This is a genomic window from Bifidobacterium miconis (genome assembly GCF_019331735.1).
GTDB classification, from domain to species: Bacteria; Actinomycetota; Actinomycetes; order Actinomycetales; family Bifidobacteriaceae; genus Bifidobacterium; species Bifidobacterium miconis.
The window spans coordinates 24518-46317 of record NZ_JAHBBH010000014.1 but is presented as its reverse complement, the minus strand read 5'-3'; the positions used below and the strand labels follow the sequence as shown (position 1 = coordinate 46317).

Annotated in this window: 24 protein-coding genes; 15 read left to right on the top strand and 9 right to left on the bottom strand. The window is 62.5% G+C overall.

Features of this window, described 5'->3' with window-relative positions; genetic code table 11:
• The first annotated feature begins 127 nt into the window (after positions 1–127).
• Positions 128–412: a hypothetical protein gene (locus KIH79_RS06355; protein ID WP_219058673.1), complete on the top strand. Its 285-nt coding sequence runs from the start codon at positions 128–130 to the stop codon at positions 410–412.
• Positions 413–440: 28 nt separating this feature from the next.
• On the opposite strand, the gene KIH79_RS06350 is transcribed toward KIH79_RS06355, so the two are convergent.
• On the bottom strand, positions 441–1457 hold the full coding sequence (locus KIH79_RS06350; RefSeq protein WP_338023126.1) for a sensor histidine kinase: 1017 nt from the start codon (positions 1455–1457) through the stop codon (positions 441–443).
• Positions 1454–2311, bottom strand: a complete 858-nt coding sequence (locus KIH79_RS06345) for a response regulator (RefSeq protein ID WP_219058643.1) — start codon at positions 2309–2311, stop codon at positions 1454–1456. Before KIH79_RS06345 ends, KIH79_RS06350 begins: the two co-directional genes overlap by 4 nt.
• A gap of 83 nt (positions 2312–2394) precedes the next feature.
• On the opposite strand from KIH79_RS06345, the gene KIH79_RS06340 reads away from it, so the two are divergent.
• From KIH79_RS06340 to KIH79_RS06325, 4 genes are all read left to right on the top strand, one after another.
• Positions 2395–3162, top strand: a complete 768-nt coding sequence (locus tag KIH79_RS06340; RefSeq protein ID WP_236023662.1) for an ABC transporter ATP-binding protein — start codon at positions 2395–2397, stop codon at positions 3160–3162.
• 5 nt (positions 3163–3167) lie between these two features.
• Positions 3168–3977 carry a hypothetical protein gene (locus KIH79_RS06335; protein WP_219058642.1) on the top strand — a complete coding sequence of 270 codons (810 nt, stop codon included), beginning with the start codon at positions 3168–3170 and terminating at the stop codon, positions 3975–3977.
• 14 nt (positions 3978–3991) lie between these two features.
• On the top strand, positions 3992–4669 hold the full coding sequence (locus tag KIH79_RS06330; RefSeq protein WP_219058641.1) for a hypothetical protein: 678 nt from the start codon (positions 3992–3994) through the stop codon (positions 4667–4669).
• Between the two features lie 273 nt (positions 4670–4942).
• Positions 4943–5251, top strand: a complete 309-nt coding sequence (locus KIH79_RS06325; protein ID WP_219058640.1) for a hypothetical protein — start codon at positions 4943–4945, stop codon at positions 5249–5251.
• An 80-nt stretch (positions 5252–5331) separates the two neighbouring features.
• Here the strand turns inward: KIH79_RS06325 and KIH79_RS06320 are convergent, their stop codons facing one another.
• Positions 5332–5733 (bottom strand): helix-turn-helix domain-containing protein, encoded by a 402-nt coding sequence (locus KIH79_RS06320; RefSeq protein ID WP_219058639.1) that lies wholly within the window; start codon positions 5731–5733, stop codon positions 5332–5334.
• A 290-nt stretch (positions 5734–6023) separates the two neighbouring features.
• The gene (locus tag KIH79_RS06315) at positions 6024–6695 is read right to left on the bottom strand and encodes a response regulator (protein WP_420829362.1); all 672 of its coding nucleotides are present in this window, start codon (positions 6693–6695) and stop codon (positions 6024–6026) included.
• Between KIH79_RS06315 and KIH79_RS13215 the strand changes: the two genes are divergently transcribed.
• Positions 6580–6933 (top strand): FtsX-like permease family protein, encoded by a 354-nt coding sequence (locus KIH79_RS13215; protein ID WP_420829361.1) that lies wholly within the window; start codon positions 6580–6582, stop codon positions 6931–6933. The genes KIH79_RS06315 and KIH79_RS13215 overlap by 116 nt on opposite strands.
• 198 nt (positions 6934–7131) lie before the next feature.
• Positions 7132–7761 (top strand): pyridoxamine 5'-phosphate oxidase family protein, encoded by a 630-nt coding sequence (locus tag KIH79_RS06305; protein WP_219058636.1) that lies wholly within the window; start codon positions 7132–7134, stop codon positions 7759–7761.
• Positions 7762–7812: 51 nt separating this feature from the next.
• Here the strand turns inward: KIH79_RS06305 and KIH79_RS06300 are convergent, their stop codons facing one another.
• Positions 7813–8772 carry an aldo/keto reductase gene (locus KIH79_RS06300; protein WP_219058635.1) on the bottom strand — a complete coding sequence of 320 codons (960 nt, stop codon included), beginning with the start codon at positions 8770–8772 and terminating at the stop codon, positions 7813–7815.
• Between the two features lie 261 nt (positions 8773–9033).
• On the opposite strand from KIH79_RS06300, the gene KIH79_RS06295 reads away from it, so the two are divergent.
• Both KIH79_RS06295 and KIH79_RS06290 read left to right on the top strand, forming a co-directional pair.
• Positions 9034–9333 (top strand): DUF2316 family protein, encoded by a 300-nt coding sequence (locus KIH79_RS06295; RefSeq protein ID WP_219058634.1) that lies wholly within the window; start codon positions 9034–9036, stop codon positions 9331–9333.
• Between the two features lie 100 nt (positions 9334–9433).
• Positions 9434–10135: an SOS response-associated peptidase gene (locus KIH79_RS06290; protein WP_219058633.1), complete on the top strand. Its 702-nt coding sequence runs from the start codon at positions 9434–9436 to the stop codon at positions 10133–10135.
• A gap of 26 nt (positions 10136–10161) precedes the next feature.
• On the opposite strand, the gene KIH79_RS06285 is transcribed toward KIH79_RS06290, so the two are convergent.
• The 3 genes from KIH79_RS06285 to KIH79_RS06275 all read right to left on the bottom strand — a co-directional run bounded on the left by KIH79_RS06285 (position 10162) and on the right by KIH79_RS06275 (position 13301).
• The gene (locus KIH79_RS06285) at positions 10162–10536 is read right to left on the bottom strand and encodes a hypothetical protein (protein WP_219058632.1); all 375 of its coding nucleotides are present in this window, start codon (positions 10534–10536) and stop codon (positions 10162–10164) included.
• 132 nt (positions 10537–10668) lie between these two features.
• Positions 10669–11316 carry an ABC transporter ATP-binding protein gene (locus KIH79_RS06280; protein ID WP_219058631.1) on the bottom strand — a complete coding sequence of 216 codons (648 nt, stop codon included), beginning with the start codon at positions 11314–11316 and terminating at the stop codon, positions 10669–10671.
• A gap of 23 nt (positions 11317–11339) precedes the next feature.
• Positions 11340–13301 (bottom strand): hypothetical protein, encoded by a 1962-nt coding sequence (locus KIH79_RS06275; RefSeq protein ID WP_219058630.1) that lies wholly within the window; start codon positions 13299–13301, stop codon positions 11340–11342.
• A gap of 161 nt (positions 13302–13462) precedes the next feature.
• On the opposite strand from KIH79_RS06275, the gene KIH79_RS06270 reads away from it, so the two are divergent.
• The gene (locus KIH79_RS06270; RefSeq protein WP_219058629.1) at positions 13463–14194 is read left to right on the top strand and encodes a response regulator transcription factor; all 732 of its coding nucleotides are present in this window, start codon (positions 13463–13465) and stop codon (positions 14192–14194) included.
• An 11-nt stretch (positions 14195–14205) separates the two neighbouring features.
• Positions 14206–15519, top strand: a complete 1314-nt coding sequence (locus KIH79_RS06265) for a sensor histidine kinase (protein WP_219058628.1) — start codon at positions 14206–14208, stop codon at positions 15517–15519.
• A gap of 29 nt (positions 15520–15548) precedes the next feature.
• Here KIH79_RS06265 and KIH79_RS06260 read toward each other — a convergent pair whose 3' ends face one another.
• Positions 15549–16163: an isochorismatase family protein gene (locus tag KIH79_RS06260; RefSeq protein WP_219058627.1), complete on the bottom strand. Its 615-nt coding sequence runs from the start codon at positions 16161–16163 to the stop codon at positions 15549–15551.
• Between the two features lie 210 nt (positions 16164–16373).
• Here KIH79_RS06260 and KIH79_RS06255 point away from each other — a divergent pair, with 210 nt between their 5' ends.
• The 4 genes from KIH79_RS06255 to uvrA all read left to right on the top strand — a co-directional run bounded on the left by KIH79_RS06255 (position 16374) and on the right by uvrA (position 21726).
• Positions 16374–16844, top strand: coding sequence for a VOC family protein (locus KIH79_RS06255; RefSeq protein WP_219058670.1), 471 nt, complete (start codon positions 16374–16376; stop codon positions 16842–16844).
• Between the two features lie 13 nt (positions 16845–16857).
• Positions 16858–17733 (top strand): deoxyribonuclease IV, encoded by an 876-nt coding sequence (locus tag KIH79_RS06250; protein WP_219058626.1) that lies wholly within the window; start codon positions 16858–16860, stop codon positions 17731–17733.
• Between the two features lie 101 nt (positions 17734–17834).
• Positions 17835–18599, top strand: coding sequence for an SDR family oxidoreductase (locus KIH79_RS06245; protein WP_219058625.1), 765 nt, complete (start codon positions 17835–17837; stop codon positions 18597–18599).
• Between the two features lie 118 nt (positions 18600–18717).
• Positions 18718–21726: an excinuclease ABC subunit UvrA gene (gene uvrA / locus KIH79_RS06240; RefSeq protein ID WP_219058624.1), complete on the top strand. Its 3009-nt coding sequence runs from the start codon at positions 18718–18720 to the stop codon at positions 21724–21726.
• Positions 21727–21800 lie beyond the last annotated feature (74 nt).

Below are 21800 nucleotides of genomic sequence, written 5' to 3'. Positions count from 1 at the left end.
CGGTTTCGATGATGATGCGGCAACGTTCGAGACCGTTGTCATGCGATTGCTTGACAACATGTTGTAACGGTCGGCCGTTCCCGGATTGAATAGATATAGCGACGAAACCGAGTCCCAAGGAAGGGAAGTGATCGCAATGGATAAAGCCACTCATAACATGTCGGTGCAAAACGGCGGCGTCAGACGGCTGGTCGTGATCCTGGTGTGCGCATCCATAGCATTGCAAGCTCTCACGTTCGCGATACCGGGAGACGTCCTGAGTTTGCTTTGTCGAGAAGTCGGAGTGCTATTGCTGGTCATGGCCCTGCTTGCGGCTCTGAAAGGCGATGCGAAATCAAACTCCTTCCTTGCTGTGGGGATTGGCGTAGCGGCAGGCTTGGCGGCCATCGCTCTGGTGATTGCGCTTCTGTAATCCGAGCTGCTGAACCTGCCGATGGTTTTCATGGCCTGCTCGGGATGCAGACGTCCAGTTGCCAGTGTCGCTGTTCCGTGCGGATGGCGAAGCCGCCGCCGGCGGTTTCGATGATGGTGCGGTAACGGTCGAGACCGCTACCCAATCCAAGCTTTTCGTCATGCTCGGTGCCGGTGTCGCTGACGGAGATACGGATGTCGTTTGCGTCGAAGCTGATGGAGATGGCGTACCATTCGGCCGGGTCGGCATGCTTGGCGATGTTCGCGTACAGTTCGGCCAGCAGGCCCGTGAGCAGCCGCATCCTGTCGGGCGGGAGTGGCTGGCGGAGTTCGCCGAGCAGATTGTCGCCGGTGAAACCGAGCGATTCGAGTCTCGTCTCCTCGTCGTCGATCAAGGATTGCAGTTCTCCCTGTTGCGCGGATACGAGATCGCCGGCTGGAATCGGCGCAGGTGTCCCGTCCTGTGCTTCCGACGGTTCCGACTGCGGCTGCCGTGCCGGCCGTGTCTCCAGCGAGTCGATGACCGCATGCGTGTGGGTCATGGCGCGATCGGCCGCGGCGCGTAGCTCCCGGAGCTGCCGCCGGTATTCCTGCTCGCCGGCGGGCATGCCATTGGTTTCGGCGTGGTCGATGCGCAGAATGAGATAGGCGAGATCATTGCTGATGGTGTCATGCAGACTGCGGGCCGTGTCCTCGCGTTCCTGCTGGCGGCGCAGCAGATACGAGTCATGGTCACGTTGCCGCATCATGTGCAGCAACAGGCCGGTCAATAGCGGGAAGCAATAGAACGCGAGGTTCTGCAATGTGGCCACCAGCAGACGACCACTGCTGGGTTCGACGCCGAACGTGGTGGAGATGAGCAGCATACCGGTGGCGATAGCACCCGACCAAGTATCCAAATAGGCGAGGAACCCGGTGCAGGCGATGATGACGGCCAGCGGCGTGATCATCGGCATCGCCAGCATGAGCATCTCACCGGCCACAAGCGCCGCCCACAGGAACCATCGCGGACGGAACATGCCGCCGATCAGACCGACGAGCATCACCAGAACCAAGACAAGATGCTGTACACTCGCCGCTGAGGAAACATCCGTCGTGGCCCGGGCCATGTATTCCGCGATGAGGGCCGCAGCCAGCAGCACGCAGGCAACAGCGATGACCGGATGATCGTCGTCCGAACCGGCTCGTCCAATGAATCGGATTGCAGCAGGTCGTATCGGGCGCATGCCTCCAGCACCTCCCTGCGGCTGGTCACGCCGAGCTTGTCGGCCGCGCGATGCACATACGTGAACACGCTGCCCTTAGTAATGCCCAGCCGGGCCGCGATCTCATCGGTGGTCAAACGTTGCGCGTACAGGCGCAGGATGTCCTTCTCACGTGCGGACAATGAGTCCTTCATGTCCTCGGACATCTTCGCCGGCACCGTGCCGGACAATGCCGCGTGCGCCGATGCCGCGTCACGGAAGCCCGCCTCGACCTGAGCCGCAGTCGGCATGCCGAGAGCCGCCCGCCGCACCGCTTCGTCAATGTCGGTTTTGAGCCGTTCCTTGGCAAGCAATCCCTGCGCGCCGGCCGCAATAGCCTCATCCCGGTAGACATCCGTCGAATACGAGGTGACGCAGATGACGCCCACCTTGCTCGTTCTGCGGCGGATGCGCCGGCACACGTCCGCGCCCGTGATGCCGCCCAACGCCATATCTAACACGAGCACGTCCGGCCGCGTATGCGCGTTGTGGCAGTGTTCGATCGCCACAGCCGGCGAACCCGTGCCCCACATGACGCGGAAATCCCGGGACATGGCCGAGATCATCGCACACATCGCATCCAACGCGAACGGATCATTATCCAACACACCAATGCGGATCACGCCCGCCGCGTCCAGCTCGTTGCCAAGTCCCATGACATCCACTGTACCGCCGGCGGCCATTCGTTCTCCGGCATGAAACAGCACCGCTGTCATGCGATCGCTTGACATGACGTTGCATGGAGAATGGCGGCGGTTCTTTAATGAGCGGCAGTGATTTTGAAATCGTCTGTCAGAGGAGAACTGCGGTGATTGAGATTTCTGGTTTGTCAAAAAATTATGGCGGCAAGCGTGCGTTGAGTGACGTGTCATTCCGAGCTGAACCGGGCGAGGTTACGGCGTTGATCGGGCCGAACGGCGCCGGTAAATCGACCTTGCTGCACATCCTGCTCGGTTTGGAATCAGCCAGTAACGGAATGGCCGCGTTCGACGGCAAACGGTACAACGAATTAGGTCCCAATCCACTTATGGCCGTTAGTTCGTTCATCAACGGGTTGACGCCGTATCCATCACGGACGGGACTCAACCATCTGCATTGGATCGCACTGGGTGCCGGCATCCCGTTCTCCCGGTGCGACGAATGTCTGCGGCTCGTGGGTCTGTATGAGGCGCGCAACCAGACATTCAAAACCTATTCGCTCGGCATGAGGCAACGGTTGGGCATCGCGACCGCGATACTGACCGACGCTCCGTATCTCATTCTGGACGAGCCGTTGAACGGTCTCGACCCGGAAGGCATCAAATGGGTACGCGACTTCATCAAGGACTACGCCTCGGATCACAGGACCGTCCTCGTCTCCAGCCATTACATGGCCGAACCGGAACTGGTGGCCGACCACGTCGTGGGCCTGTCGAACGGGCGGAAGGTGCTCGATGACAACATCGACACACTCCTCGACGGTTACGGCAGCCTGGAACAGGCATACTTCAGCGTGGTGAAGGAGTGACCATCATGGGAACGAATGTTTCACCCCGGTATGTGTCCTGCTCGCTGGTGCGGTACTGCGCGAACCGGCAGTTCTATTGGTCGGTATTCGCTGTGCTGGCGTTCACCGCGTTGTTCGCGGTCCTGGACGTGCAGACGATCTCCTCGACGGTGTCCATCGCCGCGGACGGCACCGTACGATCGACTGATTCCCTGGACCCGAATCCGGCGCATATCGTGTCCGACGCCGTGCTCGCTTCACCCTACCAGACCTCAATCATCCTCATCCCGATCATCGTGGCGTTGAACGTCGCAGCAGGTTTCCGCTCGGGCGACGAACGACAACTGCGACTGCTAATCAACCGACCCCGGACGTTCGTAATCGGGGACGTACTTGCGACCGTGATCTACTGCGCCGGCGTATCACTGCTGTCGTCACTATTGAACGCAGTGATACTCGTCGCGACATTGAATCCCGCTTTACGGCCCATGTTCCTCACCGAGACCGTCATCACGACGCCGTTGCGTGTCACAGTGTTCGCCGTGGTCATGGGACTGATCGGCTACATCGCAGCCATAGCCACGAAACGCGACGTGCCGGCCTTGGTCACGATCTTCCTGCTGCTCATCGTCTCACTGTCCGGTGCACTGAAGATAATCCACGCGGACGTGCTGCTACCGATGATCGGCGGCAAAAGCTTCGCGTTCGGAAGAGTCGACGAGACGGGCGATCCTTCAATGGGCGCTTCCGTAATCGTCATGGTCTGCTGGCTGATCATAGCTCTTTGTGCGGCCGTGATCGTACGTGGACGTTCTTTGCGGACACTGAAGGCATAAGAGACGGTCTGCATATGATTAGGACTCTGCTCTACAAGGATGCGACAGCACGACCTCTGCAAATTGCATGTCTGGCGGCCGTGTGCTGGGTGATCGTCGTATACACGGTCGCGTTGATGCCGATCAGCATGGACTCGTCCGGGAACAATCCATTGAACGATGCAAGCAGCGTGACACTTGCGTCGCAGGCAACAGTAATCATCGCCGCAGTTCTTGCGAACATCGAGATCAGGTCGGGCGAAACAATGATGGCGACACTCATCACAGGTTCCCGTCGCCGCGCGGCCTGTGCCCTGATGATGGGGAAGGGCGCGATCATTCTCATCGCCGGACTGTTCTTGACTGCGCTGAGCACCGCTGGCAATGGAATCATCTATGGGATCGGCGATACCGGTCGTCTTACATTCCAATACCTGTTGTTGGCGGCGATGAACGGCATCACAGCGCTGTCGCTGTCTCTGTTCGCAAGGAGCGTGCTGCTTGGCCTATCCGTCTACGTGTTCGTGCCCTTACTGCTTAAACCGTTCATCGTCTACCTGATGCCCACCACAAACGGACTGTTCTATACGGCGGCGATACATGCGATGACTACGGGTCACCCACTTGCCGGAACGATGGTACTGTTCGTATGGCTGTTTGCCTCCCTGATCATGAGTTATGCGGCGGCATCCAGACGCGCATGTCGTCGGTAGTTGACATCCCGCATCACGTCAGCAGGCTGATATAAAATGGTTCCCAGAGCCAGCCCTGCGGGGATATGGAAGTTGAGACCGGTGCTCCCGTGATTCACGGGACCCGGTCTCCGCGTATCTAGGGTTATGAGCCAAATTGTATATCTGATGGTCTAATCGATTGACCGCCATTGAGATTTGCTGTCATGCGGTCGCTTGACATGATGTTGCTGGTGATGGGGTAGGGCACTTCTAATGGTTGTATCGGTTTGTCGCTCGATCCGGGGAAACATTATGGGTTATCTGCTGATTATTGACATGCCGCCCACATATGGACTGCTGTTCTACGTATTGGTTTCGGTGTGCGTTTTTGTGCTGCTTTATGGTCTGCGCAAAACGTGTCTGGACCAGCGCCGGTTGCGACGTGTTACGGTTGCGACGTTGGTTGTCTCCTGGATTGGCACCCTGTTTACCGCGTTGGCATATGCCATAGCAATGCCGACGTCACAGTCCGATATGACGGACTTCTACGTCATGTACCGGCCGGCTGTGCTGGGCGTTCTCTGTACTCGGGGTCGAACAGGTGATGGTCGGCAAACGTGAGCAGCGCATCCGTCAGCCATGTGTGCGGGAAGATGTTCGCGTCGAGAAAAGCGACTACCAACTCAAATTCCTCCCGTTTTTCAGCTGTACCGAGCCAGATAGGCCGAGTAGTCGATGTCGTCCAATCCGCCTTGGCAGGCGGCCTCGCGCATGGTTTCCAACGCCTCATGGCTGTGGGATTTCGACTTGTCGCGGTAGGCGACGACCTGCGCGCGGGAAACCATGCGGTTGCCTTTCGCGCCGTAGCGGACGAACGGAATCTCGCCGGAGTCAAGCATGCGGGCGACGGTCTTCGCCGATACGCCGAGAATCCGGGCGGCCTCACCGGTGGTGATCATTTCGGTTGGATCGTCGCGCACGATGGCCGCGAACGCGTGACGCAGCTCCTCCGCGTCCAACGGGTATGCCTTGCCGTCGCCCGTGGTGATGTATGCGGATCCCTTGTCGATCTGGGAAATGGGAATTGCCTCGAATGTGGTCATGGCCATTCCTTTCCTGAAACCTTATGCCCAGCCTACCTCAGACCAGACATTTCGGCGATATCGGACATATCGGACACCATAGTCGGCATGTAGAAACAATGACAAGATCCAGCCACTCGGGACAGGAAAGAGCGGCAGCGAAATAACCAATGCAGCGAGCAAACGAACCCAGCCACGGACCTCTGTCGCATTGACTATCGGATTATGGCTTATTATCATTCGTCATGAATTCCCCCAATGGGCCTCTCCGGACGGTCTTCGACTCAGCCGTGATGCACTGGGGGTTCTCTTTATCTAGCTATCCAGTTGGATTGGATACCGGCCATTGAATGCTGTGCGGCCCAGACGATGAGGCACACGCGGTTGGTTTGGCCGGTTTTCCTGAGGATATTGCCGATGTGGGTTTTGACGGTGGACACGCTGACGCCCAAGCTCGCGGCGATCTGCTCGTTGGAATCGCCTTGAACGATGCGGGCAAGGATGTTGTGTTCCCGGCCGGTGAAATCAGGGAGATCGTCGTTCCCGCTATCCGAGGTCTCGCCATCGTCCGCGGATGCCGTCACCGGCGCCGACGTCTGGACGGAACCGGCGGCGAGACGCCGGTTGAGACGGCTCATGGTGGTGGCGTCCATGACGGTGTTGCCCGAGACTGCGGCGCGGATGGCGTCGAAGAACCGTTCGGCGTTGCTGCTTTTGAGGAGGAATCCGCTGGCTCCGGCATCGAGCATGGCAATCGCGTAGGCATCGGTGTCGTATGAAGTCAGCCCGATGATGCGCGTTTCCGGCAGATCGTGAATGATGGCGCGCGTGGTCTGGATGCCGTCGAGTCCGGGCATGCGCACGTCCATGAGGATCACGTCCGGTTTGGCCTGCCGGGCTGTGCGTATCGCGGTTTCGCCGTCCGTGGCCGTGACCGGCCCAAACGCCACGAACGGCGGCGTTATCCGCACGGAAATTGTCATCGAAGCGCTGACATTGACCATCGTCGGCACGCTTGTCGGACTGCTCGTCGGATTGCCGCTCGGCATCGCCGGCGTCAAAGCCCAGATCGGCGGCATGACCAACCAATTCACCACGCAGCTGCCGTGGACACAGATCGGCGCACTCATACCCGTCATCCTCATTGCGGCACTGCTCGCCGCGGTCATCCCCGCACGCAACGCCACCCGAATACAACCTGCACAAGGCCTCACCAGTTGAATGGGGAGGGGCAACTCTGATACGCGAAAAATCAGATATATCTGATTCCCGCACTGAAAAACGGAAGAAAATCGAGTATATCTGATTCCTACGCACCAGTTCATGGTGGATGCCGATGAAGCTGATTCCTCTGAACAGTGGGGCGACGGTATAGCATGCCTTCTATCGGTCACGAACGAACGCAGGAGAACTTCAAACATGAGCATGGAAAACAGCGGTAACCCAACTGACGACGGCGTGCATCGGCCGAAACGACGGGACGACGAGCGCACGATCGCCGGCGCACACCGCCGTATGCGGCGGGCGGATCGAGAGATCGTCGACCATGAACAGATCGGTGAGATCATCAGTCGGTGCGATATCGTCGATGTTGCGTACGTCGACGCCGAGGGACTGACGATCGTGCCGCTGAACTTCGGATACGACTATGATCCGGAGACCGGCGTCCTTACGCTGTGGATGCACTCGGCCCTGCGCGGACGCAAGCTCGACGCGATCCGCGCGACAGGCAACCGTCTGCCCGTGTCGTTCGCCATGCGCACCGACTGCGAGGTGATCGAGGGACGCACGACCTGCAACTGGGGCGAGGCGTTCACGTCGATCGTCGGCAACGGCGTCGCCTCGATCGTGGATGATCTCGGCGAACGCCGGCACGGACTGCAACTGCTCATGGCGCATCAGGCGCATATGCCGCATGTCGAATTCACCGACGCGCAGGTGAACAGCGTCACCGTGTGGAAGATCGAATCGACCCGACTCACGGCGAAGTCCCATGTCAAGCCGAATCGCGGACACGGCACAACGTCGCACAAACACGTTGAGGGCTGATGCCGGCTACAACCAGCATCAGCCCTCAATAACCATCCGTATCGTCAACCGTTACTTGGTGAACGGCTCGGACGCCTTGTCGAGCGCGGCGATCTCGTCGGCGGTCAGGTCGAGCGAGACCGAGTCGAGCAGCGCCGGCAGCTGTTCGGGCGTGCGGGCGGACGCGATCGGACCGACGACCTGCGGACGGTGACGCAGCCACGCCAGCGCGACCGTCGCGATCGCCGTGCCGTGCGCCTTGGCCACCGCGTCGAGCGCGTCGATGAGCGCGAACCCGTCGGCGGTCAGATAGTTGGCGACCATGCCCTGACGCGCCTTGCCTTCCGCGTCGGAGGCGGAACGGTACTTGCCGGTCAGGAATCCGGCGGCCAGCGAGAAGTACGGGAACACGGCGAGGTTCTCGCGTGCGGCGACCGGTGCAAGCGTGCGCTCGTAGTTGCCGCGGGCCACGAGATTGTAGTGCGGTTCCAACGCGACCGGCAGCGCGTAGCCGTGCTCGCGGGCGATGCGGAACCATTCCTCGATGCGGTCGGCCGTGTAGTTCGACAGTCCGATCGCGCGGATCTTGCCGGCCTTGACCAGCTCGTCGAACGCGGCGGCGGTCTCCTCGAGCGGCGTGTTCTTGTCGTCGAAGTGCGCGTAGTACAGGTCGATCGCGTCGACGCCGAGGCGCAGCAGCGATTCGTTCGCCGCGGCGATCACATTGTCATGCGAGAGGCCCTTGTACTGCGGATGTTCGCTCACCTTCGTGGCGACGACCACCTGGTCGCGGTTGGACCGCACGGCCAGCCAGCGGCCGAGGATGATCTCGGACTCGCCTCCCGCGTTGCCCGGCGCCCACGCCGAGTACACGTCGGCGGTGTCGATGAAGTTGCCGCCGGCCTCGACGTATTCGTCGAGCACCTTGCGGCTGGTCGCCTCGTCGCTCGTCCAACCGAACGTGTTGCCGCCCAGAACCAGCGGGAACACCTCCAGATCGCTGTTGCCAACCTTCACACGCTGATCGGCCATGATGCCGTCCTTTCCTGCGTACCTGACATATCCGTACATATCCGTCGTACGGGATTGTTGCGACGCGCCGCGGGCGGTCGTCCGGCATGCCGCCGTCCTCGTCGCACCCGCGTTGCACGTCCCCATCATTGTCACGCGTCGGGCCTTCCGGACGCGAGCGCATTCCGCTGCCGGCTGAGCGCGCGGCGAATGTCGCGGGCGGCTATCGTGGATCTTGGAGAATTTCGATTTTGATGGGTTATGCGACAAGGGGAGTGCGGCATGTCTTTGACGGGCGAACAGCGCGCGGCGACCATTCGAGAGTTCCGCGAGAACATGGCGTTGCTGGGGTTGACCGCGGAGCGGATCGGCGCCGATTTCGGCGTGCCCGGCTCGACTATCGAACGCATCGTCGAACTGCGGTCCGGCGTGCTCGAATACCCGTGGATCGTGCGACGCTACCTGCTCGACAAGGCCGCCGCCGCGGGCGTGGAGCCGGTGCCGTTCAGCGCGTTGCGCGGCGACCCGCATGACTACTGGTTTCTGGACGACCGGGTCATCGACGCGAACCGGCTCGACTGAGCCGTGCCGGTCGGCGATGTGCGGCCGTTCCGATCGACGGGGACAGTTGAAGCAGCCGCGCGGAACCGGCATGCGGATCGCCGGGTGATACGCTGGCGCCATGTGCAGATGCTTTGCGGCCGACTTGGACTGGGATGCGATCGGGGCTCGGTTCGACGTGGACAAGGATGAGACGGATCCCGCCGCGCTTCCGGCGCCTTCCTATAATCTCCGTCCCAAGCAGACCATCGGCATCGTGGCGCAGGGGAGGGACGGCCGGCGTCATCTGACCGGCGCCTACTGGTCGCTGATCCCGACATGGAGCACCGGCAGGGAACTGTCGTATCTCACGTACAACGCACGCGTCGAATCGGCGTGCGTCAAGCCCACGTTCGCCGAGTCGGCCAAGTCCATGCGCGCGATCATCCCCGTTTCCGGATATTACGAATACCACGGCCGCCGACCGTACTATTTCCACGCGCCGAACGACGCGCCGCTGTTCCTGGCCGGACTGTTCTCATGGTGGCGTGCCCCGCAGGGTTCGGCGCCGTGGTTGCTGACCGCGACGATTCTCACCTGTGGGGCCGTGGACGGCCCGGCCACGGTCCATGACCGCATGCCGCTGCTCGTGCCGCATGATCTGACCGCCGCGTGGCTCGATCGTTCGGTCAACGGAGCATCGTTGATCACGGACATGCAGCAGGGCGGCATCGGACTGTCCCGCAAACTCGCCTTCCACGAAGTCGCCGCGTTCGGTCCGACGGACGACGGTCGCACGCTGATCCGACCATTGCTGCAACCTCACACGCCCAGCCTGTTCTGACTGTGGGATATTGTGCGATCCTGTGATCACCGCTTGCCGAGGGCGACGTATACGCCGAGTCCCTCATCGCCGAGGATGTGTTGGATGGCGTCGCGTTCGCCGTCGGTGGCGTAGGTGACGCGCAGGTAGCCGAGTCGTTCGGCCGAATCCGGGCAGTCGGCGGTGATGGGTGTGACGTTCACGTCGTCGCCGACGTGCCTGATGCGTGCGATGATGTCGGCTTCGTCACGGAGTGCGGTTTGCACCGACTCGTAGGAGGTGAGACTGTTGCAGGGGACGCTGTCGGCGTGATGGAACGTGACCGTTCCGGTGACGGTCAATGTCGCGGCGATGAGTATGCCGGTGAGGAATGCGGCCGCCACGGCGATGACGATGGTGCGGGGACGGGATGCGATGGTCATGATGGATGCTCCTGTGTGTGGTGAATGGCGGTGGCAGTGGGGTGCTGTCGGGGATGCGGCTCGGTTCGGGCTTGTGCTCAGTCAGCTGCGCTGACAGCTTCCCTCGGAGAGAGGGCTTGAGACGAGATGCAGTTATGAAGACGGAGTGACCTGATAGACGCGGTCGCAGGCGTCGACGAGCACGGGATCGTGGGTGGCGAGGACGATGGCCGCGCCCTGCGTGGCGCGTTCGCGAAGAAGCCGAATGATGTTGGCTCGGTTGCCGGCGTCGAGCGAGGCGGTGGGTTCGTCGGCGAGGATCACGGACGCGTTCTTATAGATGGCGCGGGCGATGCCGAGACGCTGTTTCTCGCCTCCGCTGAGGTGCGATGCGGTTTCTTCGGCGCGGGAGGCGAGACCGGTCAAACGCAGGGCGTTGCGGATGCGTCGCCGGTCGCCGCCGACCGCCAGTCCGAGACTGTTGAGCCGCATGCTGACGTTGAAACCGACGGTCTCCTCGTCCATGATGCCGTAGTCCTGCAGGATGAACGCGGCCTTGTCCCGCCAGAACCGGCGACGCTGCCGCTGGCTCCAACCGGTCGCGTCGACGCCGTCGATGGCCAGCGTGCCGGCCGCCGGGATCTGCAAGAGGCCGATGGTGTGCAGGAGCGTCGTCTTGCCGCAGCCGCTCGGCCCGGTCAGCGCGGTCATCGTGCCGGGCGCGATGTCGAGGTTGATGTCGCCGGTGATGACGTGCCCGTTGATGCCGGTCGCGAGATTCCGGCAGGTGATGGTGGTCATGATCATGCTCCTTGGTGATATTGCTATAACGTGCGGTCGTTGATCGCGCGGAACCGGCTGGCTGTGGCCGCACGATGGCAGACGGCGGAGAACAGTGCGGCGAGCGCGGCGACGAGCAGGGTGATCGATACGCCGTCCGATTGTTGCGTGGCGAGAATGATGGAGACGACGCCGGCCGAGGCCAGCGCGAACAGGGTTTCCGCGAGGATCGTCGGTGCCGCGAGACAGCCGGGCGCATATCCGGTCAGCAGCAGGGGATAGTCATGACCGGCGCGCAGGATGGCGCGCACGTCGGCGCCAACGAGGGCAACCATCGCGAACGCGACCAGCAGCAGAATGATCGCGGCGGCCTGCATCCATGCGAAGTACGCGGAGAACTGCGCGCGTAGGATCTGCGCCTCGGCGATGTACCGCACCGACACCGCAGCATCCAACCCGACCTGCGCGACTTGCCGGCGCGTGTCGTCGAGTCCGGTCAGGACGATGTTGCGCGAAGAGAGCGCGGGCGTGAGAAACCCGGAATCGGAAAACCCGTTCAAGTCCGGTACGACGATGATCGTCGCATGCGGGGAGAACAGCATCTCATCGGAACCACCCTTGAGCATCGGCACGGTCACGCCGTCCGCCACGTAATACCGTGATTCAGCATGCAGTCGTCTGGCCTGCGCGTCATCCTTGGCCCATGTGGCGAACTGGTCGACGACCTGTCGCGCCTGCGTATCCAGCCGTCCAGCATCCACCGGCGTGATGCCGGCCGTGACATCGGGATCGATGCTGACCAGATCGAGCCAGGAACGGGTCACCAGACCAGTCACCGGCGTATCCGCCGTGATCCGGTGCTCCGGCCCATCCGTGAACGTGTACGACAATGCGGCCTTGCCCTGCCGCTCCATCGCATGAACCAAAGCGGCGGCCTTCGCGTCCATATCGGTTTGGTCGGGGCCGAACGTGATGGACACGGACACCTGATCGCGCAACCGCTGCCATACGGACTGCTCACGCGCCGCGTCGGACGCCTCACGAAACGAAAGCATCGAAGGGGCGATCACGGCCAATACCGCGACGAACACCACCGCCTTGACCAGCACGCTCGCCCGCAACAGTCCCCGCGGCACAGGTTGCCGGTCGGCGATCATGCGCACGGACGGCCAACAGGCGGCCGACAACACTAGCGCGAACGCCAACAGGCAAACGAAAACCATCACCTCCAGCAACAGCGTCACTCGCAGCAGATACGGGACGAACACCCCGCCACGCGACACGAACACGCCCAGCGCGGCCGCCGCGTCCACGATCACGGCGACCGCCAGCATCGGCAGCATCAGACCGACCGCGTCATCGTACTGAATCTTCCACGCCGGCACCCCGGTCAACACGCGCAGCGCTCGCGAACGCGCCTTGAACGACAGCCAGAACAACACCAGCACGGCCGTCAACGCCACCGCGGCACCGACGGTAACGCGAAAACTCGACTGGCCCAGCAGCATGCGCAGATCACCGGTCAGATCATCGTCGCCGTGTTCCAACCGCACGCCCGTGCTCGTCGCCCAATCATCCAGTCCGTGGCGAGCGGAATCGTCCCATCGTCCGCATATCAGATACTGGCCTCCGGCCGACGCACTGTTCAGACGATCCGATCCGGCGACCTTGCCGTCGGGCAGACTGCCGAACCGGCGAATCGACATCCCCGGTTCCATGCTCTGCAACATGGTGCCGGGCAGTGGTACGAACACCTGCGCGTCGGTGCCGTGCTCCATATCCGGCACGATCTTCACCAATCCCAAACCGAGCTTCCTATTCCGCTCGGTCAGCTGGCGCAATGCGTCGGCGTCATCCATGCCGTCGGGCAACGTCACGGTGACCATTGCGGACGGGTGCAACTCCTGCGGCAGGGAACGGTCATGCAGATCGCACAGCACCCACGCCACGAACACGGCCAACGCGCACATCAGCACGGACGACACCACCAACAGTCTGCGATGCATAATGCCTCCCTTCACACGAAACGACTTCTATGACCTCCCGCCGACCATGACGCCGGGCGGAAACTGGCTTCACCGTACGGGCAACGAATTTCGGAATCCAGCTCTGTCCCTCCGTGGGGGACGCAACGTGCGTATGCGATACGACGGTCGATAATGGAGGCATGCAGACGAACGGAACCAAGGCGCCGATCGCGGTGGGCGTAGTCGACAACGACGCGCTCACCCTCGGCGCATTGCGAGCGCTGCTGGACCACATGGACGGCATCGGCGTGACGTGGACGAGCGATGACGGCGCTCACGCCATCGACCTGTGCCGCGACCCGCACAGCCGGCCGGACGTACTGTTGATCGACATGTCGATGGAACCGTTGCCCGGTACCGAAGTCTGCCGACGCATCCGCAAGGCCGGACTGGGCGTAGGACTGGTGTGTATCACGTCATTCACGCTGCGCACCTATGCGGCGCAGGCCGCACGCGCCGGCGCACAGGCCATCGTGTCAAAAACCGACCTGCCGGGCATGCGCAACGCCATCCTGCACGCCGCGCACGGCAAGGCCAGCCTTTCGCCGGTCGCCAGCGTCGTCTTCCATGACGTCGATACGACCGACAGCGGAGCGGCCATCGATGTGACGAACAACGGTACGACGACAGGTCGGATCGGTGCAACGTCACCGGTCGCGACCGTTGCCGATTCTGTGACAACCATGCCGTCGACGCGCGAACTGCAAATCATCCGCATGCTCGCCGACGGCATGGAAACCGACGCCATCTCGCAAGCGCTCTCGCTCAGCCGATACACCATCGCCACGTACCTCAAACGCGCGTGCGACAAACTCGGCGCGCGCAACCGCGCCAACCTCATCGCCATCTGCGAGCGCAGGGGACTGTTATGAACGACCGCATCATGAAGCAGCGTGACGCCGCTTATGCCGATGATCCATGCGGCGACCGCGCCTCGCATCCGCATTCCGCTGCCGACAGCGACGATTCGCGAAATGTTCGCACGGCCGGTACGACGAACGACGGTATGCGCAACACGGTCATGGATCATCTCACGGCGGTGATCGTTGCCATCGGCATCGGCCTGACGCTGACGTTCGCCATCATGGCGCTCGCGGCCGGAGCCGTCGCGATACCGGCGACGCTGGCGATCATTGTCGCCTGTGCACTGACCATCGTCGCGTATTGGCATCCGTTGTTCGCGGGCTGTACCGTCACACTGGCGTGGACGTGTACGTGCCTGGTGCCGCCGCTGGCCGGGGGAGTGACGCTGATGGCGCTGCCGGTCGCATGCTGCGTCATGCTGGCCGCTCGGCGTAACACGCGACATGGCTTTATGATGGCCGGCGCGCAACTGATGGCGCTTGCCGTGGGAACGGTGCTGGGCGTCGTGCGGCCGGCCGATGATTTCGCCGCGATGGCCATGCTCGTGACGATTCCCGCCGCGCCGGTCGCGGGACTGCTCATGGCGTGGAAGCAGCGGCTCGATGATGCCCGGGAAGCCGAACGGGAGCTGGAGCGGCGGCGTCGTGCCATGCGTGAGCAGGAGCGTCGTTCGGCGGCGGCCACGCGCATCCATGATCGGGTCACTAACCGTCTCGCCTATCTCATTCTGCGTATCGGCAATGATCAAGTCGAATGGGCCGACGATTCGCCGGACACGGCGCGACTGCGTGCGGAACTGGCCGACCTGTCCGCCGTCGCGCAAGGGGTGCTTGACGAGACCCGTAATGTTATCGGCATTCTCGACGGGAGTCGTCCGCCGGTCACCGAGGCCGACGCCGATCCGGCCGGGGAAACCGCCATGTTGCGCGATCATCTCGCCGAGGCCGCCAATCGTCTCGAAGCGCTTGGCTTCACCGTGAACGCCGATTGTTCCGGCATGCTGCCGCAACGCTACGACGTGGATGCGGTCAACGTGTTGCACGATCTCATCGACGAGACCGGCAACAACATCGCCAAGCACGCGCAGTCGCGCACCGACTGCAGCATCCACGTCATGCTTGGCGATCAACAGGCAATACTGACATCCTGCAACCGCATCCGAACCGATTCCGGCATCCCCATCGACGACGTCCTGAATTCTGGCACTGGTCTGCGCTCCAAAGCCGAGCGCATCCACCGTCTCGGCGGCACGCTCGACCACACCGCACACGGCGCCATATGGAAGCTGTCCGTACGTCTGCCGTTACGCGCGGACAGTCATGCGAGTTTTTAACGCTGCAATAGAACCGACACGACAGCCTGTCAGGAGCGGAGCAGGGCGATGCCGGCGGCGGCCATGTCCTTGCGGGCGGCGACGCCGAGCTCCTCGCTGACGGGTACGGTCAGGTCCTCGAACACGGTGACCTGATAGCCGAGCTTGCACGTATCGAGCGCGGTTTCCTTGACGCAATGCGATTCGGCGATGCCGACCACATCCACCTGCGTGACGCCGGCCGCCTTAAGCGCATTGGCCAACGTATGCCCGGCCTGTTGCGCGGCCGTCACCTCCTCGCGTGACTGGATGCGGTCGGTGTTGTCCTCGATGCCCTCGAATCCGGAGTAGGCGGCCGAATACTGGCCCTTCTTGAAGTGATGCGCGACGTTCAATGCGCGGATCGCCGGATGCAGTTCGGCGTTTGGCGTGCCTGCCTCGCCGTGCACCGGCCACGTGTCCACATAGTCGGGGTGTTCCGACCAGTGCGCGCCCGGTTCGATGTGCCAGTCCTGCGTGGTCGCGATGACCGCGTATTCGCCGCGATGCGCGGTCACGTATGCGGCGATCCGTTCGGCGACCGCATTGCCGCCGTCCACGCCGAGCTCTCCGCCTTCGCAGAACGTCGGCTGCACGTCCACGATGATCAACGCCTTACCTGCCATGATTGCCTCCCGTTAGAGCAGATGCAGATATGTCTGATTTATCCACTTTAACGGTTCAACGGCGGAACCGCTTGACTTCAGCCGACACGTGGCCTCTGGTCGCGACGAGATCCGCTGCTCCTGACACGCAACCAAATCACGCAATGCCTATAAATTGGCATCTAATGCTCCAAACCGCACAAGAACAAGGTGCCGCGCTACAGTGACAGTATGCTCGACTATCTGACGCTCAAAGTACGCGACATCGACCGCAGCATCGCGTTCTACGCGAAAGCGCTCGCGCCGCTCGGCTACATCGCCAAAGCCCACCACGAACCCACCATCGGATTCGGAGTCGACGACGGCACGCCACACTCCGACTTCTACGTGTCGCCAATGGACGAAACGACGGCGACGACCCGACCCGATGATTCCGCAACCTCCAACCACGACGCAACAGCCTGCCCGATCACCCACATCGCATTCCTCGCCGACAGTCCAGCCGCCGTCCGCGCCTTCTACACCGCAGCACTCGCCGCCGGAGGCCGCGACAACGGCGCCCCCGGGCCGCGTGCCTACCATCCCGGATACTACGCCGCATTTATCCTCGATCCGGACGGCAACAACATCGAAGCCGTCACCGACTGGAGCGGCTGGCCCGACGCGCTCGACAACGAACACGAAGAACACCAACAAGCATAGGAAAGAAACCACCATGACGAAACTCTTCATCGGATCACACCTATCCACGGCGGGCGGATGGAACAAACTCATCGAACGCTCACATGCCGAAGGCGGCACCACGTTCGCGTTCTTCCCACGCTCGCCATACGGCAAGAAATCCACGTCCCTCAACCCCGACGGCGCAACCGGCTTCGCCCTCCAACTCATCGCCGAACACTACGGACCACTCGTCGCACACGCGCCATACGTCTACAACCTCGCCGCCAAAGACCAGACCAAACGCGAATTCGCCATCCACGCGCTCGCCGAAGACCTGCAACTGCTCGCACCCATCCAACAAGCCGGACAGGAAATCTACCTCAACATCCACCCCGGATCCCACGTCGGACAAGGCGCAGAGGAAGGCTGCCGTCTCATCGCCGACGGACTCAACCAAGTATTCGACCTGCTTGCCGCCGCCGGCCATGCAAGCAACACCGTGCCCATCCTCCTCGAAACCATGGCCGGCAAAGGCACCGAATGCGGACGCAACTTCGAAGAACTCGCCGACATCATCAACCACGTCGACCACACGGCCAACCTCGGCGTCACCCTCGACACCTGCCACGTCTACGATGCCGGATACGACCTCCTCAACAACTTCGACGGTATCCTGCACGAACTCGACGACACCATCGGACTCGAACACGTCAAAGCCATCCACGCCAACGACTCCCAATACGGACTCAAGTCACACAAAGACCGCCATGCCAACATCGGCCAAGGCCAACTCGGCACCGCATTCTTCACCCAACTCGTCAATGACCCACGCACCAACACACTGCCCATGATCCTCGAAACCAAAGAACAAACCCCAACCACACACCGCGACGAAATCACACTGCTACGCGGACTATGCCACGCCTGACCACTGACCCATCCGCACAAAACCGCACGCGACTATCATGAACAACAAGGACCGTGAGCGATAACACCCGCGGCAAAACCCACAAACCAAGGAGATTCGCAATGGAAGCCACCACCAAACGCGCCGTCGTCACCGGCGCATCCAGCGGCATCGGCGCCGCAAGCGTCCGCGCACTCGTCAACGACGGCTGGACCGTCGTCGCACTCGCACGACGCGAAGCAAAACTCAAGGCGCTCGCCGACGAACTCGGCGACAAGGTCAGCTACGTGGTGTGCGACATTACTGACGAGGCGAGCACGCAGGCCGCCGTGGATCGGATCCTGGCGAAGGGCGGCGTCAAGGCGCTCGTCAACTGCGCGGGTGCGGCATTCGGCAAGGATCCGGTCGCCACCGCGAATCTCGACGACTGGCGCAACATGTACGAGCTGAACGTGATCGGCACGCTGCGCATCACGCAGAAGCTTCTGCCCGCGCTCAAGCAGGCGCCCGGCGGCGGCACCGTGCTCGTCATCTCCTCGACGGCCGGCATCGAACCGTACGAGGGCGGCGCCGGATACTGCGCGTCGAAGTTCGCGGAGAAGGTGATGGCTCGCGTGCTGCGCCTCGAGCAGATCGGCGAGCCGGTGCGCGTAATCGACATTGCCCCCGGCATGGTGCACACCGACGAGTTCTCGCTCAAGCGCTTCGGCGGCGACGAGGCGAAGGCCGTGGCCGTGTACGCCGGCGTGCCCGATCCGCTGACCGCCGAGGATATCGCCGAATGCGTGCGTTGGGCGCTGGGCCAGCCCGACACGGTGGACATCGATTCGATCGTCGTACGTCCGCGTGCGGAGGGTTCCTACACCAAGGTGTACCGCGAACGCTGAGCCGGAAAATGCCATGCTGCCGCCGAAACACGCCGGTCGAACATGCGTTCGAAATCTGTCCGGAATTCAGGTATCCTAGGGCACAGCATCAAGAACACATGAGTAGAAGGCGGCAGCGATGGCAGTGAACCGGAAAGCCCCTAATTCCGGGAAGAACGGCGACGTGGTGGTCGAACGCGTCATGACGAGCGACACGTTCCTGTCCAGGGAAATCAAGAAGGCGCCCATGCGCCGAACCGATACGTCGCTGGTGGCGGACATTTCGCGCATCCCCAATGACCTGAAGATCACCATCCAGGGCGCCCGCGAGCACAATCTCAAGAACGTGGACCTGTCGATCCCGCGCAACCGCATGGTCGTGTTCACGGGCCTGTCCGGCTCCGGCAAGTCGTCGCTCGCGTTCGACACGCTGTTCGCCGAGGGACAGCGACGGTACGTGGAGTCGCTTTCCGCGTACGCCCGCCAGTTCCTCGGCCAGATGGACAAGCCGGACGTCGATTTCATCGAAGGGCTGAGCCCGGCCGTGTCGATCGACCAGAAGACCACGAACCGCAACCCTCGTTCGACGGTCGGCACGATCACCGAAATCTACGATTACCTGCGACTGCTGTTCGCACGCACCGGCATCCCGCACTGCCCGGTGTGCGGGGAGCCGGTCAGCGCCCAGACGCCGCAGCAGATGGTCGACACGCTGCTCGCTAACCCGGAGCGCACGCGATTCCAGATTCTCGCCCCCGTGGTGCGGGGACGCAAGGGCGAATTCGCCGACCTGCTCGAGCTGCTGCGAGGCGACGGCTATGCCCGCGCGCTCGTGGACGGCGAAATGGTGCAGCTGAGCGACGACATCAAACTCGCCAAGCAGAAGAAGCACACGATCGAAGTGGTCGTCGACCGCCTTGTCGTCAAGGACGGCATTCGCCAGCGGCTCACCGATTCGGTCGAAACCGCGCTGAAACTCGCCAAAGGCGTCATCGTGGCGGACTACGTGGATCGCGACGAGAACGATCCGACCCGCCGCCAGCCGTTCTCCGAGAAACGCGCCTGCCCGAACGGCCACCAGCTCGAGCTCGACGAGATCGAGCCGCGCACGTTCTCGTTCAACGCCCCGTACGGCGCCTGCCCCGACTGCACGGGCATCGGCTACTCGCTGGAGATCGACCCGGAACTCGTCATCCCAGATCCGAGCAAGACGCTCAACGAGGGCGCGATCGAACCGTGGGGACTGACCAAGGGCACAGGGGAGTACTATCGCCACGTGCTCGAAGGGCTCGGCGAGGAAATGGGCTTCGATCTGGACACCCCGTGGCAGGATCTGCCGTACGAGGTGCGCCACGCGATCATGTACGGCCGCAACTTCAAGGTGAAGGTCTCCTACCGCAACCGGTGGGGGCGCATGCGCGAATACTCGACCGGATTCGAAGGCGTGGTGCGCACGCTCATGCGCCGGCACGACGAAACCGACTCCGACCAGATGAAGCAGTACTACGAGTCGTACATGCGCGAAGTGCCGTGCCAGACCTGCAAGGGGCGGCGTTTGCGCCCCGAGGTACTTGCCGTCACGATCAACGGCAAGTCGATCGCCGACGTGTGCGACATGTCCGCCGAGGCGAGCCTCGCATGGGTGAACGGCCTGGAGCTCACCGGCTCCGCCGCGCAGATCGCCGGCGAGGTGCTCAAGGAAATCCGCGCGCGGCTCGGCTTCCTCAACGACGTCGGACTAAACTACCTGACGCTGTCCCGCGCCGCGAAAACCCTGTCCGGCGGCGAGGCACAGCGCATCAGGCTCGCCACGCAGATCGGCTCCGGACTCGTCGGCGTCATGTACGTGCTCGACGAGCCGTCCATCGGCCTGCACCAGCGCGACAACGAGCGGCTGATCGAAACGCTGCACCATCTGCGCGACCTCGGCAACACGCTGATCGTCGTCGAACACGATCAGGAAACCATCGAAAAAGCCGACTGGCTCGTCGACATCGGTCCGGGTGCCGGCGAACACGGCGGCGAAGTCGTCTATTCGGGTCCCGCGTCGAAGCTTGTGGAAGCTCCTCGATCGATCACCGGCGACTACATCGCCGACCGACGCGAAATCGCCGTTCCCGACCACCGCCGCAAAACCGACAAGACCCGACAGCTGCGCGTCGTCGGCGCACGCGAGAACAACCTCAAGAACCTCACCGTCGACTTCCCGCTCGGCGTGATGACCGTGGTCACCGGCGTCTCCGGCTCCGGCAAGTCCACGCTCGTCAACCAGATCCTCTACCCGGTGCTCGCCGACAAGCTCAACGGCGCGCGTATCGTGCCCGGCAAGCACACGCGCGTCGAAGGCGTCGACCAGTGCGACAAGGTCATCCACGTCGACCAGAACCCGATCGGCCGCACGCCGCGATCCAACCCCGCCACGTATACGGGCGTGTGGGACAAGATCCGCACCTTGTTCGCCAAGACGCCCGAGGCGCAGGTGCGCGGCTACGGTCCGGGCCGCTTCTCGTTCAACGTCAAGGGCGGCCGGTGCGAGGCCTGCCACGGCGACGGCACGCTCAAGATCGAAATGAACTTCCTGCCCGACGTGTACGTGGAATGCGAGGAATGCCACGGCAAGCGGTACAACCGCGAGACGCTCGAAGTCAAGTACAACGGCAAGTCCGTCTCCGACGTGCTCGACATGCCCATCGAGGAGGCCGCGCAGTTCTTCAAGGCGTATCCGTCGATCTCCCGCTATCTCGACACGCTCGTCGAGGTCGGCCTCGGTTACATCCGGCTCGGCCAGCCGGCCCCCACGCTGTCGGGAGGCGAATCGCAGCGCGTCAAGCTCGCCACCGAACTGCAGCGGCGTTCCACCGGCAAGACCGTGTACATCCTCGACGAGCCGACTACCGGTCTGCACTTCGAGGACGTGCGCAAGCTGCTGCTCGTCCTGCAGGGCCTTGTCGACAAGGGCAACACGGTGATCGTCATTGAGCACAACCTCGACGTGGTCAAGTCGGCCGACTGGATCATCGACCTCGGGCCGGAAGGCGGCGACGGCGGCGGCACGGTGGTCACGCAGGGCACGCCCGAACAGGTCGCCGAATGCGCGGAATCGTGGACCGGCAGGTTCCTCAAGCCGATGTTGGGGCATGTCCGTTAAGCACGGTGTCCGCGTGGGGTCGGGATATGCGATATCCGACACGCTCCGGGCCGCTCTGGCCGAGTCTTTACGGT